15 protein-coding genes and 1 other RNA gene are annotated in these 16,764 nt (G+C 65.0%); 12 read left to right on the forward strand and 4 right to left on the reverse strand.

What is annotated here, in order from left to right:
• Positions 1-41: 41 nt before the first annotated feature.
• From secD to APT63_03980, 3 genes are all read left to right on the forward strand, one after another.
• Entirely contained in the window at positions 42-1,907 is a 1,866-nt protein-coding gene (secD, locus tag APT63_03970) for a preprotein translocase subunit SecD (protein AMA44836.1), read from the forward strand.
• 9 nt (positions 1,908-1,916) lie between these two features.
• Complete coding sequence (locus APT63_03975) at positions 1,917-2,825, forward strand: preprotein translocase subunit SecF (GenBank protein AMA44837.1); 909 nt, start codon at positions 1,917-1,919, stop codon at positions 2,823-2,825.
• A 123-nt stretch (positions 2,826-2,948) separates the two neighbouring features.
• Positions 2,949-3,497 (forward strand): hypothetical protein, encoded by a 549-nt coding sequence (locus APT63_03980; GenBank protein ID AMA44838.1) that lies wholly within the window; start codon positions 2,949-2,951, stop codon positions 3,495-3,497.
• A gap of 661 nt (positions 3,498-4,158) precedes the next feature.
• Here APT63_03980 and APT63_03985 read toward each other — a convergent pair.
• The 4 genes from APT63_03985 to APT63_04000 form a co-directional block, all read right to left on the reverse strand.
• Positions 4,159-4,737, reverse strand: coding sequence for a phospholipid-binding protein (locus APT63_03985; GenBank protein AMA44839.1), 579 nt, complete (start codon positions 4,735-4,737; stop codon positions 4,159-4,161).
• A complete protein-coding gene (locus APT63_03990) occupies positions 4,734-5,327 on the reverse strand; it encodes a phosphoheptose isomerase (GenBank protein AMA44840.1) in 594 nt (197 codons plus the stop codon). Before APT63_03990 ends, APT63_03985 begins: the two co-directional genes overlap by 4 nt.
• 88 nt (positions 5,328-5,415) lie before the next feature.
• Positions 5,416-5,787: a hypothetical protein gene (locus APT63_03995; protein ID AMA44841.1), complete on the reverse strand. Its 372-nt coding sequence runs from the start codon at positions 5,785-5,787 to the stop codon at positions 5,416-5,418.
• Positions 5,787-7,616: a hypothetical protein gene (locus APT63_04000; protein ID AMA44842.1), complete on the reverse strand. Its 1,830-nt coding sequence runs from the start codon at positions 7,614-7,616 to the stop codon at positions 5,787-5,789. Before APT63_04000 ends, APT63_03995 begins: the two co-directional genes overlap by 1 nt.
• A 181-nt stretch (positions 7,617-7,797) precedes the next feature.
• Here APT63_04000 and APT63_04005 point away from each other — a divergent pair, with 181 nt between their 5' ends.
• The 9 genes from APT63_04005 to APT63_04045 all read left to right on the forward strand — a co-directional run bounded on the left by APT63_04005 (position 7,798) and on the right by APT63_04045 (position 16,758).
• Positions 7,798-8,682: a methyltransferase gene (locus tag APT63_04005; protein ID AMA44843.1), complete on the forward strand. Its 885-nt coding sequence runs from the start codon at positions 7,798-7,800 to the stop codon at positions 8,680-8,682.
• Positions 8,683-8,737: 55 nt separating this feature from the next.
• An RNA gene (gene rnpB, locus APT63_04010) (RNase P RNA component class A) lies at positions 8,738-9,097 on the forward strand.
• A 308-nt stretch (positions 9,098-9,405) separates the two neighbouring features.
• Complete coding sequence (locus APT63_04015) at positions 9,406-9,861, forward strand: division/cell wall cluster transcriptional repressor MraZ (protein ID AMA44844.1); 456 nt, start codon at positions 9,406-9,408, stop codon at positions 9,859-9,861.
• Positions 9,858-10,805, forward strand: coding sequence for a ribosomal RNA small subunit methyltransferase H (locus tag APT63_04020; protein AMA44845.1), 948 nt, complete (start codon positions 9,858-9,860; stop codon positions 10,803-10,805). Before APT63_04015 ends, APT63_04020 begins: the two co-directional genes overlap by 4 nt.
• Entirely contained in the window at positions 10,802-11,095 is a 294-nt protein-coding gene (locus APT63_04025; GenBank protein ID AMA44846.1) for a cell division protein FtsL, read from the forward strand. Before APT63_04020 ends, APT63_04025 begins: the two co-directional genes overlap by 4 nt.
• Positions 11,092-12,828, forward strand: coding sequence for a cell division protein (locus tag APT63_04030; protein AMA44847.1), 1,737 nt, complete (start codon positions 11,092-11,094; stop codon positions 12,826-12,828). The genes APT63_04025 and APT63_04030 overlap by 4 nt, the downstream gene beginning before the upstream one ends.
• Positions 12,828-14,312 carry a UDP-N-acetylmuramoyl-L-alanyl-D-glutamate--2,6-diaminopimelate ligase gene (locus APT63_04035; protein ID AMA47787.1) on the forward strand — a complete coding sequence of 495 codons (1,485 nt, stop codon included), beginning with the start codon at positions 12,828-12,830 and terminating at the stop codon, positions 14,310-14,312. Before APT63_04030 ends, APT63_04035 begins: the two co-directional genes overlap by 1 nt.
• On the forward strand, positions 14,309-15,676 hold the full coding sequence (locus tag APT63_04040) for a UDP-N-acetylmuramoyl-tripeptide--D-alanyl-D-alanine ligase (protein AMA44848.1): 1,368 nt from the start codon (positions 14,309-14,311) through the stop codon (positions 15,674-15,676). The genes APT63_04035 and APT63_04040 overlap by 4 nt, the downstream gene beginning before the upstream one ends.
• The gene (locus APT63_04045) at positions 15,676-16,758 is read left to right on the forward strand and encodes a phospho-N-acetylmuramoyl-pentapeptide-transferase (GenBank protein ID AMA44849.1); all 1,083 of its coding nucleotides are present in this window, start codon (positions 15,676-15,678) and stop codon (positions 16,756-16,758) included. The genes APT63_04040 and APT63_04045 overlap by 1 nt, the downstream gene beginning before the upstream one ends.
• Positions 16,759-16,764 lie beyond the last annotated feature (6 nt).

Below are 16,764 nucleotides of genomic sequence, written 5' to 3' on the forward strand. Positions count from 1 at the left end.
TGGGGCGCGCAACGCGCCCCGCGTCTTGAACGGGCGGCGTGATGCTCAACAAATACCCTCTGTGGAAATACGCACTGATCGTGCTGGTACTGGCGGTCGGCTTCATTTATTCCGCTCCCAACCTCTACCCGGACGACCCGGCCGTGCAGATCAGCGGTGCCAGCACGGCGCTGCAGGTCAACCAGGCCGACCTCGACCGCGCCAGCAAGGCATTGACCGATGCCGGCATCGCCGTCAAGGGCACCAACCTGGGCGAGCAGGGCAGGGGCGCGCTGTTGCGCCTGGAGAACCAGGAAGACCAGTTGCCGGCCAAGGACGTGGTCCGCAAGGCACTGGGCGATGACTACGTGGTGGCGCTGAACCTGGCCCCGACCACCCCGCAATGGTTGCGCAACCTCGGCGCGAGCCCCATGAAGCTCGGTCTGGACCTGTCCGGTGGCGTGCACTTCCTGCTGGAAGTGGACATGGACAAGGCCATGAGCGCGCGCATGAAAGTGTACGAAGGCGAGGTCAAGACCTTGCTGCGCAAAGAACGCATCCGCTACCGCAGCCTGCCACAGCAGGACGGCGCGATCATGCTCGGCTTCGCCGACGATGCGACCCGCGAACAGGCCCGCAGCCTGGTGCGCAAGAATTTCAACGATTTCGACCTGACCACCAACGAGCGCAACGACCTGGCGGTCCTGCGCCTGGCCCTGACCCAGGCCAAGGTCACCGAGATTCGTGACTACGCGGTCAAGCAGAACCTCACCACCGTGCGCAACCGTGTCAACGAGCTGGGCGTGGCCGAGCCGCTGGTGCAGCGCCAGGGCGCCAACCGCATCGTGGTCGAGCTGCCGGGCGTGCAGGACACGGCCGAAGCCAAGCGTATCCTCGGCAAGACCGCCAACCTGGAGTTCCGCTTCGGCGCCGAACCCGGTGCCTCGCGTGCGACCACCGAGGTCTTCGAGTTCCGCGATGGCGGTCGCTCCGCCGCCGTCGAGCGTGGCCTGATCATCACCGGTGACCAGGTGACCGATGCCCAGGCGGGCTACGACGAACATGGTCGCCCACAGGTCAACATCCGTCTGGACGGCCATGGCGGCGAACTGATGAACCGTGCCACGCGCACCAACGTCGGTCGCAGCATGGCGGTGATCTTCATCGAGCAGAAGCCGATCACCCGCTACGAGAAGAAAGTCGTCGACGGCGTCGAGAAGGACGTCGCCGTGCAGACCTTCCAGGAAGAGAAGAAGATCATCAGCCTGGCGACCATCCAGTCCGCCCTGGGTAGCCAGTTCCGCATCACCGGCCTCAACGGCCAGGGTGAATCGTCCGAGCTGGCCCTGCTGCTGCGTGCCGGTGGCCTGGCCGCACCGATGTACTTCGCCGAAGAGCGCACCATCGGCCCGAGCCTGGGTGCCGACAACATCACCAAGGGCATCGATGCGTCGCTGTGGGGCATGCTGTTCGTCTCGCTGTTCATCATCGCCATCTACCGCGGCTTCGGCGTGATCGCCACCATCGCCCTGGCGGGCAACATGGTCCTGCTGCTGGCGCTGATGTCGCTGCTCGGCGCGACCCTGACGCTGCCAGGTATCGCCGGTATCGTGCTGACCATGGGCATGGCGGTCGACGCCAACGTGCTGATCTTCTCGCGGATTCGCGAAGAGATGAACGCGGGCATGTCGGCGCAACGCGCCATCCATGAAGGCTTCAACCGCGCCTACACCGCGATCATCGACGCCAACCTGACCAGCCTGCTGGTCGGCGGCATCCTGTTCGCCATGGGCACAGGGCCGGTCAAGGGCTTCGCGGTCACCATGTCCCTCGGGATTTTCACCTCGATGTTCACCGCCATCATGGTGACCCGTGCCATGGTCAACCTGACCTGCGGCGGGCGTGACATCAAGAAGCTGTGGGTTTAAGGGGCTGCCATGAAAACCATCAACTTCATGGGCGTACGCAACGTCGCGTTCGCCATTACCGTGCTGCTCACCGTGCTGGCGCTGTTCAGCTGGTGGCAGAAGGGCCTGAACTTCGGCCTGGACTTCACCGGCGGTACCCTGATCGAGCTGACCTACGAGCGTCCTGCGAACCTGCAGACGGTGCGTGACGAGCTGTCCAAGTCGGGCTTCCACGAAGCGATCGTGCAGAGCTTCGGTGCCACCACCGACCTGCTGGTGCGCATGCCGGGCGATGACCCGCAGCTGGGCACCAAGGTCGCGCAGGCCCTGCAGCAGGTCGGCGGCGACAACCCGGCCGTGGTCAAGCGCGTCGAGTTCGTTGGCCCGCAGGTGGGCGAGGAGCTGCGTGACCAGGGCGGCCTGGGCATGCTGCTGGCCTTGGGTGGCATCCTCATCTACCTGGCCTTCCGCTTCCAGTGGAAGTTCGCGGTCGGCGCGATCATCTCGCTGATCCACGACGTGGTGGTGACCCTGGGGATCCTGTCGTTCTTCCAGATCACCTTCGACCTGACCGTGCTCGCGGCGGTGCTGGCGATCATCGGCTACTCGCTCAACGACACCATCGTGGTCTTCGACCGGGTGCGCGAGAACTTCCGCGTCATGCGCAAGGCCTCGCTGATCGAGAACATCAACGTCTCCACCACCCAGACGCTGCTGCGTACCATCGCCACGTCGGTGTCGACCCTGCTGGCCATCGCTGCCTTGCTGTTCTTCGGCGGTGACAACCTGTTCGGCTTCTCGCTGGCACTGTTCATCGGTGTCATGGCCGGTACCTACTCGTCGATCTACATCGCCAACGTGGTGCTGATCTGGCTGAACCTGAACAGCGAAGACCTGATTCCGCCGGTCAAGGCCGAGGGTGTGGACGACCGTCCATGACCCTGTCCTGACGCTTCCGGGCGGACACGAAGAAGGCGCGAGCATTGAACTCGCGCCTTTTTTTTCGCTCCAAGGCCGGGAAGAGCGCGGGCGCGGACCCGCAGACAAGATCAGGAGGTTCAGGTGAACAAATCAATGCTCGTGGGTGCAGTCCTGGGTGCTGTCGCAGTGACTGCCGGAGGTGCATTCGCCACCTACAGCTTGGTCAACAAGGGCCCTGAGTATGCCCAGGTGACCGACGTTCAGCCGATCAAGAAAACCATCAAGACGCCACGCCAGGTGTGCAAGGACGTGACCGTCACGCGCCAGCGGCCGGTTCAGGACCAGCACCAGATCGCAGGCAGTGTGCTGGGCGCGGTGGCTGGCGGCTTGCTGGGCAACCAGATCGGCGGCGGCACCGGCAAGAAGATCGCCACCGTGGCCGGTGCGGTGGGCGGCGGCTACGCAGGCAACAAGGTGCAGGAACACATGCAGAACGGCGACACCTACACCACCACGCAGACGCGCTGCAACACGGTCAATGACGTGAGCGAAGAGGTGGTGGGGTACAACGTGAAGTACTCGATCGGCGACAAGGCCGGGCAAGTGAAGATGGACCGCGATCCTGGCTCGACCATCCCGCTGGATGACAACGGTCGACTGGTGCTGAGCGAGGCGCGGACCGGGCAATGAGCCGGGGCTGATCGAGAGGGGGTGGCTTGCAGGTTGAGTATGCGGTGACTGTATAGCCGCCATCGCGGGCAAGCCCGCTCCCACAAGCTGCTTGCGCAGCCCTATCGACACCATCAGGCTGCCGAGATCTAGGTGGGAGTCCGCCCGCCGCCTTGGCGCCGCGCTGTCGCGCAGAGAACATGGCGATAGCTGGCAGGATCCGAAGCCTCATTGCTAATCGATTTTAGGGCCGCTTTGCGGCCCATCGCGGCCGGTCCGGCGCCCCGGCAGGGGCCGCTCCTACACCCGTAGCCCCGCCGCGGGGTTGCAAGCTATCGCGGTCACCTGTGGGAGCGGCCCCAGTGCCGCGATTGGGCCCGCAGGGCCCACAAAATCCTAAAGTTATTCCTTTTAAAATCAAAAAGATATTTTATGTTCTATGAGAGCTGGCTTGCCAGCGATAGGGCCCTGTCAGGCGCTGTCTGCATCGCGGGCAAGCCCGCTCCCACAGTCTGCTCACGCAGCTATATCGATACCGACAGGCTTCCGAGATCTGTGTGGGAGCTGGCTTGCCAGCGATAGGGCCCTGCCAGGCGCCGCCTGCGCCGTGGGCAGGCCATGCATGGGCCCGGCGGGCCCACACAGTCATTTCTTCAGGCATCCCAGATGGACGCCTGCTTCGTCAGTCGATGTATTCGAACAGCTTCACGATCTTCTGCACGCCCGCCACGCCCTGGACCACGGCGGTCGCCTGGTTGGCTTCCTGCTGGCTCACCAGCCCCAGCAGATAGACGATACCATTCTCGGTAATCACCTTGATCCGCGAACTGCGAACGTCGGCATTGCCCAGCAGCTGCGCCTTCACCTTGGTCGTCAACCAGGCGTCGTTGTTGCGCGCCAGGAGGGAGGAGGGCTGCATCACTTGCAGCTCGTTGTGCACCTTCTTGACCCGCTGGACCTGGCTGGCGGTCTGCTCGGCCAGGCTCTTGAGGTCGGCCCGTGGGGTCTGGCCTGCAAGCAGCACCACACCGTTGTAGCTGCTGACGACGATGTGCGAGTTGTTGTCCAGATCAGGGCTGGCCTTGGCGATGTTCACCTCGACCTTGGTCTCGATCAACGAGTCGTCGATCTTGCTCCCCAGGGTGCGGGTGCTGCGATCGTCCTCGATCGGCTTTTCCCGCGCAGTGTTGATGACCGAGCTGCAGCCCGAGAGGCTCAGGCAGAGGGTCAGGGTCATCAGGCCGAAACGTCGTGGGCTCATTCTTCACTCCCGAACAGTTGGCTGTCGATCAGATCGCACAGGCAATGGATCGTCAGCAGGTGGACTTCCTGGATACGTGCGGTAACCATCGACGGCACGCGAATCTCGACGTCTTCCGGCAGCAGCAGCGAGGCCATGCCGCCACCGTCGCGGCCGGTCATGGCTACGACAATCATTTCTCGATCATGTGCCGCCTGGATCGCCTGAATGATGTTGGCAGAGTTGCCGCTGGTGGAGATCGCCAGCAGCACGTCGCCGGGCTGGCCCAGGGCGCGAATCTGCTTGGAGAAGATTTCGTTGTAGCTGTAATCGTTGGCGATCGAGGTCAGCGTGGCGCTGTCGGTGGTCAGGGCGATCGCCGGCAGGCTCGGACGCTCGCGTTCGAAGCGGTTGAGCAGCTCGGAGGAGAAGTGCTGGGCATCGCTGGCGGAACCGCCATTGCCACAGGCGAGCATCTTGCCCTCGTTGAGCAAGGCGTTGACCATGACTTCGCTGGCCAGCTCGATGTGCGGTGCCAGGATGTCCATCGCCTGTTGCTTGGTGTCGATGCTGGCCTGGAACAGCCGGCGAATTCGGGATTGCATGTCCATCTGGTGAGACCTTAAAGGGGGCGGTGGCCGGCGCGACGCGCACCACGAGACCAGCCCGCGAAACACGGAACAGAGTGATAGAACGGGTTCAGCATTCGAAGGCGTTTTTCAGCCATTGAAGCGGTTGGCCGGCATGCTGGCTGCCTTGCAGGGCGACCACGTCGAAACGGCAGGGGTAGCTGGCCCAGCGAGGTGTCTGGTGCAGGAAGTGGCTGGCGGCCAGCGCCAGTCGTTTCTGCTTGCGCCCATCGATGCTGCCCAGGGCGCCGCCGAAGTCCGCGTGCAAGCGGTAGCGGACTTCGACGAATACTACTGTATCGCGGTCGAGCATGACCAGATCGAGCTCGCCACCCCGGCAGCGCCAGTTCTGTGCCAGCAACTGCAAACCATGCGCCTGGAGAAAGGCCAGGGCCTGGCGTTCAGCCAGCTGGCCTTGCGATGTGGGTGACGAGACGGGCATCAGCGGGGCGTGTCCGGCAGGCGTTGAACCTGGCCTCCGGTGAACTGCGCCCAGGGCAGCTGGCGCTCCACACGCTGGTTCTGGTTCAGGCCCAGGCTACCGGACAGACCGTCGATGCGGTTGTCAGGCAGCGCCTTGAGCTGACCCAGGCGGGGTGCCAGTGCGTAGGCATCGGCGCCCATGGCGTACAGGCGGCCCAGGCTGCCTGCCGCCTGCGGCCACTGCTGGACCACCTGCTGGCGCAGCGCGTTGCCGTTGCTGGTGTCGAGCAGCCATGGCGTCTCGCAGAACACGACGCCGTTCAGGTCGTTGTACTGGTTGACGTCACCGCTGGCGCTGTACAGGTTGGACGTGGCGTAGACCGGCAGATTGCCCGCGTACTGGAAATTCAGGGTCGGCTTGATCTGCTGCGCCTGCTGCGGGGTCGCGGCCAGGAACAGGAAGTCGATGTCCTGGCGGCGTGCCGGTTGCGCGGCAACCTCGCCCCCGACAGCGTTCTGCAGGCTCTTGGCACGGCCCTCGCTCTGGCGCAGTTGCAGCAGGTCGGCGATCTGTTGGGCCAGGGCCACGGGCTGCGCGATGTGATCGGCGGCCAGCACGGTGCCGCCACGGGCTTCCCAGTCCTGACGGAAGGCCTTCAGGACGCGGTCGCCCCATTCACCGCTCGGCACCAAGGCGACGGCACGCACCCGGCCATCGGCATGGGCGCGGCGGGACACTTCACGTGCTTCGTCTTCGGCCGCCAGGCCGAACTGGAACAGCTGGGCGGGCGTCTTCTGGCCGGCGTCGGCGTAATTCAGGGCCAGCGTCGTGATGGGCAGCTGTGGGTAATCGGCCAGCTTCTTGACCAGCGGCTTCTCCAGCGGGCCGACCACCAGCTGGATTCCGGCGGCCTGGGCCTCACGGTAGAAGTCGTCCAGGGAGGTGATGCGCGAGCTGTCGAACACCTGGATCTTCGGGGCAGGCTGACCGGCCTGGGTCGCCTGGAAGTGCGCGGCCATGAAACCGTCGCGCAGGGCCTTGGCCACGTTGGCCAGGGGACCTTCCTGGGGCAGCAGCAGGGCGATGCTGGTCAGCGGCTGATTGGCCAGCTCGCGCAGCTTGGCCAGCGACTCCGGCAACTGACGGGCGGCAGGGTGGTTGGGATACTTCGCTCGCCAGGCATCGATCGCGGCCTGTTGGGTTTCCAGAGTGCCCGCGCGCTTGACCGCCAGGGCCAGGCTGGCCCAGCCCGCCAGGTCGTCGGTGCCTTGGCTGGCACCCTCCAATTGCTCGGCGGGCAGGGCAGCGACCAGCGTCCAGATGGCTTCCTGGTTCTTGGCCGCTACCGCCGGCTCGCTCAGCAGGGGTGCCAGCAGCGTGCGCTGGCGGGCTGCCTCGAGCGGTTGGCCATCGGCTTCCAGGGCGGCCGCGTGGACGCTGTAGGTACGGACTTGCAACTCAGGAGGGAGTTGGCCGACATACTGCAGGCTCGGATGCGACAGGGCGTCGACGGCAGCCTTGGGCTGGTTGCGACTCATGGCCAGCTCTGCCGACAGCACGCTGGCGAAGACCTGCTGGGCCGGCTTGAGCGAATCGAGCTTCACCTGCTCGAGGATGCGCGTGGCGCGCGGATAATCCTTCTGGCGATAGGCTTGATCGGCCGCGCTCAGGCGCAACAGGGCGGCTTCTTCCGGCGACTGGCTCGCAGCCGCCTGCTCGAGCAGTTGCTCGATGCTGGCATCCGGGGTGCGCGGCAGCTCGCCCAGGCGGGACGAAGGCGAGCTGGCGCAGGCTGCCAGCAAGGCAGCGAAACAGAGGGCTGCAAGCAGCCGCAGGCAAGCGATCATGGAAAGGTCCTGTTACCTGATCAAATAGGTCGACGATTGTACCCAAGCCGTGGCCGGGGTGCGATGTCGCTGACGTGGATCCTTCAATATAGGCGGTACGCGCCCGTCGGCGGGCAAAGATGTTTGCGCGTTGTGACCGACGGTCGGGCTACAATGGCGCTTTCGATTCGGATCAAGGCAGGTGTACGCAGTGACAGAGGTTCCAGGCGCTTCGAAATCCACGACCGGGACGTTGTACGTCGTCGCCACGCCAATCGGCAATCTGGACGACATCAGTGCGCGGGCGCTGAAGATCCTGGGTGCGGTGAAGCTGATCGCCGCCGAGGACACACGCCACTCGGTACGCCTGCTGCAGCATTTCGGTATCCAGACGCCGCTGGCGCCCTGCCACGAGCACAACGAGCGGGACGAAGGCAGCCGTTTCATCGCCCGTCTGCTGGCCGGTGACGACGTGGCCCTGGTGTCCGATGCCGGCACGCCTTTGATCTCCGATCCGGGTTATCACCTGGTGCGCCAGGCACGCGCTGCCGGTATCACCGTGGTGCCTGTGCCGGGTGCCTGTGCGTTGATCGCCGCCTTGTCGGCTGCCGGCCTGCCGTCCGACCGGTTCATGTTCGAAGGCTTTCTGCCGGCCAAGGCCGTCGGGCGGCGCGCCAGGCTGGAGCAGGTCAAGGAAGAGCCGCGCACCCTGATCTTCTACGAAGCGCCCCATCGCATCCTGGAATGCCTGCAGGACATGCAGGCCGTGTTCGGCGACGAGCGTCCGGCTGTGCTGGCCCGCGAGCTGACCAAGACCTTCGAGACCCTCAAGGGCTTGCCGCTGGCCGAGTTGCGGGCGTTCGTGGAGAGCGACAGCAACCAGCAGCGCGGCGAATGCGTGGTGCTGGTGGCCGGCTGGAGCGCGCCTGAGGACGATCAGGCCGTCAGTACCCAGGCCTTGCGCGTGCTCGACCTGCTGCTGGCGGAAATGCCGCTCAAGCGTGCGGCTGCCCTGGCGGCGGAAATCACTGGTGTGCGCAAGAACCTGTTGTACCAGGCGGCCCTGGAAAAACAGAAGGGCGACTGATCCGGCGCATCTATCGCTTGTCCCGGGCGGCGTCTGTCGGTACCCTTGTCGGCGGAGAGTCGATTGGACAGTCGCTGCCAGCATTCGTTCCGCGAAGGCTGGGGGAGGAAAGTCCGGGCTCCATAGGGCAGAGTGCCAGGTAACGCCTGGGAGGCGCGAGCCTACGGAAAGTGCCACAGAAAACAACCGCCTAAGCGCTTCGGCGCCGGTAAGGGTGAAAAGGTGCGGTAAGAGCGCACCGCACGACTGGCAACAGTTCGTGGCTAGGTAAACCCCACTCGGAGCAAGACCAAATAGGGTTCCATATGGCGCGGCCCGCGTTGGAACCGGGTAGGTTGCTAGAGGCGTCCAGTGATGGCCGTCGTAGAGGAATGACTGTCCTCGACAAAACCCGGCTTACAGATCGACTCTCCACCTCTTTTCTCCCTCGGCGATGCCTGCCGGGCGGCCCTCGGTAAGATGAAAAAATCTTACTCTTCATGCAGTGTCTCAGCATTCTCGCCCAAGTCCTTGAAAGGGCAGCCAATCGCTCTTCGATTGTCCTCCAAAAGCCTTCGCCTTTGATCGTTTGTGACGCTAAATCTTGGCCCCGTAAAGGATTTCCTTATGAACGTGCCTTGACGGTGCAGCGAGCGGATTCCTATAGTGTGCGCGAGTGGCGAAAAGTGGGATGAAGTGGGTTTTTTTGCCATCATCCAGCTCACAATGTAGGGAATCGCAGCCGTGTTTCGCGGAGCCAATGCCATCAGTCTCGATGCAAAAGGCAGGCTCGCCATGCCGAGTCGGTATCGCGACGAGCTGGATTCGCGGTGTGCTGGTCAGTTGATCGTGACGATCGATGCGTCCGACCCCTGCCTGTGCGTGTACCCGCTCGACGAGTGGGAGCATATCGAAGCCAAGTTGCGCGCGTTGCCGTCCTTGCGCGAAGAGAACCGTCGCCTTCAGCGTCTGCTGATCGGCAATGCGGTGGATCTCGAGCTCGATGGCAGTGGGCGCTTTCTGGTACCACCCCGACTGCGTGAGTACGCGCGGCTCGACCGCAAGGCCATGCTGGTAGGGCAACTGAACAAATTCCAGCTGTGGGATGAAGAGGCCTGGGACACCATCTCGGCCGCCGACCTTGCAGCTATTCGACAACCGGGCGCCATGCCCGATGATTTGCGTGATCTGATCCTGTGACCATAGATAGCGGCTTCAACCATATCACCGTGCTGCTCAACGAGGCTGTCGATGCCCTGGCCCTACGCGCCGATGGCTGCTACCTCGACGGCACCTTCGGCCGCGGTGGGCATAGCCGTCTGATCCTCGATCGATTGGGGCCGCAGGGCCGGCTGCTGGGCTTCGACAAAGACCCACAAGCGATTGCCACGGGGCAAGCGCTGGCGGCCGAAGACGGCCGCTTTGTCATTGTGCAGCGCAGTTTTGCCGAGATGGGCCAGGAGCTGGCCGCGCGCGACTTGACGGGCAAGGTCCACGGCGTACTGCTCGACCTGGGCGTGTCCTCGCCACAGCTGGACGACCCCGAGCGCGGCTTCAGCTTCATGAACGACGGCCCCCTGGACATGCGCATGGACCCCGAGCGTGGCCAGAGCGCCGCGCAGTTCATCGCCAGTGCACCGGAAGACGAAATCGCCCGGGTGTTCAAGGAGTATGGCGAAGAGCGCTTCGCCAAGCGCATGGCCCGCGCCGTGGTCGAGCGCCGTGAGCAGACCCCGTTCACCCGCACCAGCGACCTGGCCGAAGTGATCAAGGTCGCCAACCCGGCCTGGGAGAAAGGCAAGAACCCTGCGACCCGTGCCTTCCAGGGGTTGCGCATTCACGTCAACAACGAGCTGGGCGATCTCGAGGCCGGTCTGCAGGCCGCGCTCGATGCGCTGGAAGTCGGCGGCCGCCTGGTAGTCATCAGCTTCCACTCCCTGGAAGACCGCATCGTCAAGCTGTTCATGCGCAAGCTGGCCAAGGGCGAGGCCGACAACCTGCCGCGCAACCTGCCCGTGCGCCATGAACCGTTCCAGCCCTTCATCAAGGTCCATGGCAAGGCCCAGTTCGCCTCCGAGGCCGAGCTCAAGGCCAATCCCCGGGCGCGCAGCGCCGTCATGCGCGTGGCGGAGAAGCTCAGGTGAGTCGTCTGTTCGCCAAGCCGCTGCCCGGTGGGAGCTTTCTCATGCTGCTGATGTTCATCGGCGTGCTGGTCTCGGCCATCGCCGTGTCCTACAGCGCGCACTGGAACCGCCAGTTGCTCAATACGCTCTACGGCGAACTCAACGAGCGTGACAAGGCACAGGCCGAATGGGGCCGCCTGATCCTCGAGCAGAGTACCTGGACCGCCCATAGCCGCATCGAGAGCCTGGCGACCGAGCAGCTCAAGATGCGTGTGCCGGCGGCAGACGAAATACGGATGATCGCGCCATGATGAAGCTCGAAGGGGCACTGTACCCTTGGCGTTTCCGCGTGGTCATCGCCTTGCTGGCGTTGATGGTCGGCGCCATCGCCTGGCGCATCATCGACCTGCAGGTGGTCGACCGCGACTTCCTCAAAGGGCAGGGCGATGCCCGTAGTCTGCGTCACATTCCGATCCCCGCACACCGTGGCCTGATCACCGACCGCAACGGCGAACCGCTGGCGGTCAGTACCCCGGTCACCACCTTGTGGGCCAACCCCAAGGAAATGCAGGGCTCCAAGGAGCGCTGGCCAGAGCTGGCACGCGCGCTGGGGCAGGACCCACGGCAGTTGACCGAGCGCCTGACGCAGCTGGCCAACAAGGAATTCATCTACCTGGTGCGTGGCCTCACGCCCGAGCAGGGCCAGCAGGTGGTCGATCTCAAGGTGCCGGGCGTCTACGGCATGGAGGAGTTCCGCCGCTTCTATCCGGCAGGCGACGTGACCGCGCACATGGTCGGCTTCACCGACCTGGACGACCACGGCCGTGAAGGCGTCGAGCTGGCCTATGACGAATGGCTGGCCGGCGTACCGGGCAAGCGCCAGGTGATCAAGGACCGTCGCGGTCGCCTGATCAAGGACATCCAGGTCACCAAGAACGCCAAGGCCGGCAAGACCCTGGAGCTGTCGATCGACCTGCGCTTGCAGTACCTGGCCACCCGCGAGCTGCGCAACGCGATTGCCGAGCAGGAAGCCAAGGCCGGCAGCCTGGTGATCATGGACGTCAAGACCGGTGAAGTCCTGGCCATGGTCAACCAGCCGACCTACAACCCCAACAACCGCCGCAGCATGTTCCCCGCCGCGATGCGCAACCGGGCCATCATCGACGTGTTCGAGCCTGGTTCGACCGTCAAGCCGCTGTCCATGAGCGCCGCGCTGGAAAGCGGCCGCTGGAAGCCGACCGACAAGGTCGAGGTCTACCCCGGCAGCCTGCAGATCGGCCGTTACACCATCAAGGACGTGTCGCGCAGCGAAGGCCCGATCCTCGACCTGACCGGCATCCTGATCAACTCCAGTAACGTGGGCATGAGCAAGATCGCCTTCGACATCGGCGGCGAAGCCATCTACCGGGTGATGTCGCAGCTGGGGCTGGGGCAGTACACCGGCCTGGGCTTCCCCGGCGAGCGCGTCGGCAACCTGCCCAACCACCGCGAGTGGCGCAAGGCCGAGACGGCGACCCTGTCCTACGGCTACGGCGTTTCTGTGACCGCGTTGCAGCTGGTGCATGCCTACGCCGCCCTGGCCAACGACGGCAAGATGGTGCCGCTGAGCATCCTCAAGGTGGACAAGGAGCCCGAATCGACCCAGGTCGTGCCCAAGGACACCGCCGAGACCATCCAGGGCATGCTGCAGCAGGTGATCGAAGCGCCGCGCGGCGTCTACCGGGCGCAGGTGCCGTTCTATCACGTGGCCGGCAAGAGTGGTACGGCACGTAAAGCGACGGTCGGCGCCAAGGGCTACACCGAAAACGCCTACCGCTCGCTGTTCGCCGGATTCGGTCCGATGAGCGACCCGCGCTACGCCATCGTCGTGGTCATCGACGAGCCGAGCAAGGGCGGCTACTTCGGCGGCCTGGTCTCGGCCCCGGTCTTCAGCAAGGTCATGTCCGGCACCCTGCGCCTGATGAACGTACCGCCTGACAACCTGCCTGCGCCGACCGAGCCGCAGCAGGCCAGCGCAGACCCCGCCAAGGGAGGGCGTGGATGATGACGATGCCATTGAGCAAACTGTTCCCCCAGGCCAGCCGCGATCCGCTGATCCGTGAACTGACCCTGGACAGCCGGCAGGTGCGCCCGGGCGATCTGTTCCTGGCCGTCCCCGGGGCCAAGGTCGATGGCCGTGCGCACATCGCCGATGCGCTGGCCCGAGGCGCTGCCGCGGTGGCCTACGAAGAGCAGGGGGCAAGCGTATTGCCTCTGACCGATGTGCCGTTGATTCCGGTGCGCGGCCTGATCGCCCAGCTGTCGAGCCTCGCAGGTCATTTCTACGGCGAGCCGAGCCGGCAGCTGCCGATGATCGGAGTGACCGGGACCAACGGCAAGACCAGCGTCACCCAACTGGTGGCGCAGGCGCTGGACCTGCTGGGCCAGCATTGCGGTCTGATCGGCACCCTGGGCACCGGTTTCTACGGCGCCTTGCAGAGCGGCCGGTTGACCACGCCCGACCCGATTGCCGTGCAGGCGACCCTCAACGACCTGAAAAAGGCCGGGGCCAAGGCCGTGGCCATGGAAGTCTCGTCCCATGCGCTCGAACAGGGCCGTGTGGCGGCCGTCGATTTCGATGTCGCCGTGCTGACCAACCTGTCGCGCGATCACCTCGACTACCACGGCAGCATGCACGCCTATGAAGCGGCCAAGGCCAGGCTGTTCGCCTGGCCGAGCCTGCGCAGCCAGGTGGTGAACCTGGACGATGGGTTCGGCGAGCGGCTGTGTCAGGCCTATGCGCAGCGCCCGGCCAGCGACCATGTCGAAACGCGCCTGATCACCTACAGCCTGGTACGGCCCGACGCCTCCCTGTACGCGCGCGAGGCCGTGTTCAGCGATGAAGGCGTGCGCGCCACGCTGGTCACCGCGCAGGGCGAGCGTACGCTGCGCAGCCCGCTGCTGGGCCGGTTCAACCTGAGCAATGTGCTGGCCGCCGTCGCCACGCTGCTGGCGCTGGACTACACCCTCGACGAAATCCTGGCCATCACGCCCCGCCTGCAAGGCCCGTTGGGGCGCATGCAGCGCCTGGGCGGTGGCGAGCGGCCGCTGGTGGTGGTCGATTATGCCCACACCCCTGACGCCCTGGAAAAAGTCCTCGAAGCCTTGCGCCCCCATGCACGTGGCCGGCTGCTGTGCCTGTTCGGCTGCGGGGGCGACCGTGACCGCGGCAAGCGTCCGTTGATGGCCGAGGTCGCCGAGCGCCTGGCCGACCAGGTGTGCGTGACCGACGACAACCCACGCAGCGAAGCGCCTCAGCAGATTTTCGACGACATCCGTCCGGGGTTCACCGCCTCGGCCGACGTCACCTTCGTCGCCGGGCGTGGCGATGCCATCGCCGCGCTGATCGCCAGCGCCCATGCCGACGATGTGGTCGTGCTGGCCGGCAAGGGGCACGAGGATTACCAGGAAATCGCAGGCGAACGCCAGGCGTTCTCCGATCTGATCGAAGCCGACAAGGCGCTGGCAGCCTGGGAGGCTCATCCATGATTCATCCCTTCACCCTGAGCACGCTGGTCGAACCGCTGTGCGCCCGTCTGGTCGGGGGCGATGCCACCTTCACCGGCGTCAGCATCGACAGCCGCAGCGTTGCCCAGGGCCAACTGTTCGTGGCCTTGAGCGGCCCGCGTTTCGATGGCCATGATTACCTGGCCGACGTCCAGGGCAAAGGCGCGGTTGCCGCCCTGGTGCAGCGCGAAGTGCCCGGCATCGACCTGCCCCAGCTGGTGGTCGCCGACACGCGTCTGGCACTCGGCCACCTCGGCGCGCTCAACCGCGAAGCCTTCGACAAGCCCGTGGTAGCGATCACCGGTTCCAGCGGCAAGACCACGGTCAAGGAGCTGCTGGCCAGCATCCTGCGCACCGTCGGCCCCGTCCTGGCCACCCGTGGCAACCTCAACAACGACCTGGGCGCGCCGCTGACCCTGCTGGAGATCAGCGGCGAGCACAGCGCGGCGGTGATCGAGCTGGGCGCCTCGCGCCTGGGCGAAATTCGCTACACCGTAGACCTGACCCGTCCCCAGGTGGCCATTCTCAACAATGCCGGGACCGCCCACGTGGGCGAGTTCGGTGGCCCGGACAAGATCGTCGAGGCCAAGGGCGAGATCATCGAAGGCCTGGAGGCCAACGGTACCGCCGTGCTCAACCTGGACGACAAGGCTTTCCCGATCTGGCAGCAGCGCGCCGCCGGTCGCCCGGTCATCACCTTCGCGCTGCACAATGCCGACGCCAGCTTCCATGCCTCGGACATCGCCCACGATGCGCGCGGCTGCCCGGCCTTCCAGCTGCATGGCCCGAAGGGTTCGGTGGCCGTGCAACTCAACCTGCTCGGCACCCACAACGTGGCCAATGCCTTGGCCGCCGCCGCCGCCGCCCATGCCCTGAACGTCGGGCTCGACGCGATCGCCGCCGGGCTGGGCGCACTGCAGCCAGTCAAGGGTCGCACGGTGGCACAGGTGACGCCCCACGGCGCGCGGGTGATCGACGATACCTACAACGCAAATCCCACCTCCATGTGCGCGGCGATTGATATACTCGCCGGCTTTTCCGGCCGCACCGTCCTGGTGCTGGGGAATATCGGCGAATTGGGTGACTGGGCCGAGCAAGGCCACCGCGAGGTCGGGGAGTATGCCCGCGGCAAGGTCGATGCGCTGTATGCGACGGGCGTCGACATGCGGCATGCCGTGCAGGCCTTCGGTGCCGACGGCCGCCATTTCGCCACTCAGGCTGAGCTGATCGACGCCGTGCGCGCCGAGAACGCCAGCGACACCACCATTTTGATCAAAGGCTCACGCAGCGCCGCGATGGAACACGTCGTGGCGGCATTGTGCGGTGCCAGCGGGGAGAAACATTAATGCTGCTGCTGTTGGCCGAGTACCTGCAACAGTTCTACAAGGGCTTTGCGGTCTTCCAGTACCTGTCCCTGCGCGGGATTCTCGGCGTCCTGACCGCCTTGTCGCTGGCACTGTGGCTGGGGCCGTGGATGATCCGTACGCTGCAGATCCGTCAGATCGGCCAGGCCGTTCGCAATGACGGTCCGCAATCGCACCTGTCCAAGTCCGGCACGCCGACCATGGGCGGTGCGCTGATCCTGTCCGCCATCGGCATCAGCACGCTGCTGTGGGCCGACCTGACCAACCGCTACGTGTGGGTCGTGCTGATCGTCACCCTGCTGTTCGGCGCCATTGGCTGGGTCGACGACTACCGCAAGGTGATCGAGAAGAACTCCCGTGGCCTGCCGAGCCGCTGGAAATACTTCTGGCAATCGGTGTTCGGCCTGGGCGCTGCGGTCTTTCTCTACGTGACCGCGCCCACCAGCGTCGAGACCACGCTGATCGTGCCGATGTTCAAGGACCTGACCCTGCCACTGGGCGCAGGCTTCATCGTGCTGACCTACTTCGTCATCGTCGGCTCGAGCAACGCGGTCAACCTCACCGACGGCCTCGATGGCCTGGCGATCATGCCGACCGTGATGGTCGGTGGTGCCCTGGGCATCTTCTGCTACCTGTCGGGCAACGTGAAGTTCGCCGAATACCTGCTCATCCCGTACGTGCCAGGCGCCGGCGAGCTGATCGTGTTCTGCGGCGCGCTGATCGGCGCGGGCCTGGGCTTTCTCTGGTTCAACACCTATCCGGCCCAAGTGTTCATGGGCGACGTCGGCGCCCTGGCGCTGGGCGCGGCCCTGGGCACCATCGCGGTCATCGTCCGTCAGGAAATCGTGCTGTTCATCATGGGCGGCGTGTTCGTGATGGAGACCCTGTCGGTGGTCATCCAGGTCGCCTCGTTCAAGCTGACCGGCAAGCGGGTCTTCCGCATGGCGCCGATCCACCACCATTTCGAACTCAAAGGCTGGCCTGAACCCCGTGTGATCGTGCGCTTCTGGATCATCACGGTGATCCTGGTGCTCATCGGCCTTGCCACCCTGAAACTGAGGTAGTCGCGC

The sequence above is a fragment of the Pseudomonas monteilii genome (assembly GCA_001534745.1).
In the GTDB taxonomy this organism is placed as follows: Bacteria; Pseudomonadota; Gammaproteobacteria; order Pseudomonadales; family Pseudomonadaceae; genus Aquipseudomonas; species Aquipseudomonas alabamensis.

What these genes read in the sequence shown, in the direction of transcription:
- secD (AMA44836.1), top strand. Translation starts at nt 42, where the DNA reads ATGCTCAACAAATACCCTCTGTGGAAATACGCACTGATCGTGCTGGTA.
- APT63_03975 (AMA44837.1), top strand. Translation starts at nt 1,917, where the DNA reads ATGAAAACCATCAACTTCATGGGCGTACGCAACGTCGCGTTCGCCATT.
- APT63_03985 (AMA44839.1), bottom strand. Translation starts at nt 4,737, where the DNA reads ATGAGCCCACGACGTTTCGGCCTGATGACCCTGACCCTCTGCCTGAGC.
- APT63_03990 (AMA44840.1), bottom strand. Translation starts at nt 5,327, where the DNA reads ATGGACATGCAATCCCGAATTCGCCGGCTGTTCCAGGCCAGCATCGAC.
- APT63_03995 (AMA44841.1), bottom strand. Translation starts at nt 5,787, where the DNA reads ATGCCCGTCTCGTCACCCACATCGCAAGGCCAGCTGGCTGAACGCCAG.
- APT63_04000 (AMA44842.1), bottom strand. Translation starts at nt 7,616, where the DNA reads ATGATCGCTTGCCTGCGGCTGCTTGCAGCCCTCTGTTTCGCTGCCTTG.
- APT63_04030 (AMA44847.1), top strand. Translation starts at nt 11,092, where the DNA reads ATGATGAAGCTCGAAGGGGCACTGTACCCTTGGCGTTTCCGCGTGGTC.
- APT63_04035 (AMA47787.1), top strand. Translation starts at nt 12,828, where the DNA reads ATGACGATGCCATTGAGCAAACTGTTCCCCCAGGCCAGCCGCGATCCG.
- APT63_04040 (AMA44848.1), top strand. Translation starts at nt 14,309, where the DNA reads ATGATTCATCCCTTCACCCTGAGCACGCTGGTCGAACCGCTGTGCGCC.
- APT63_04045 (AMA44849.1), top strand. Translation starts at nt 15,676, where the DNA reads ATGCTGCTGCTGTTGGCCGAGTACCTGCAACAGTTCTACAAGGGCTTT.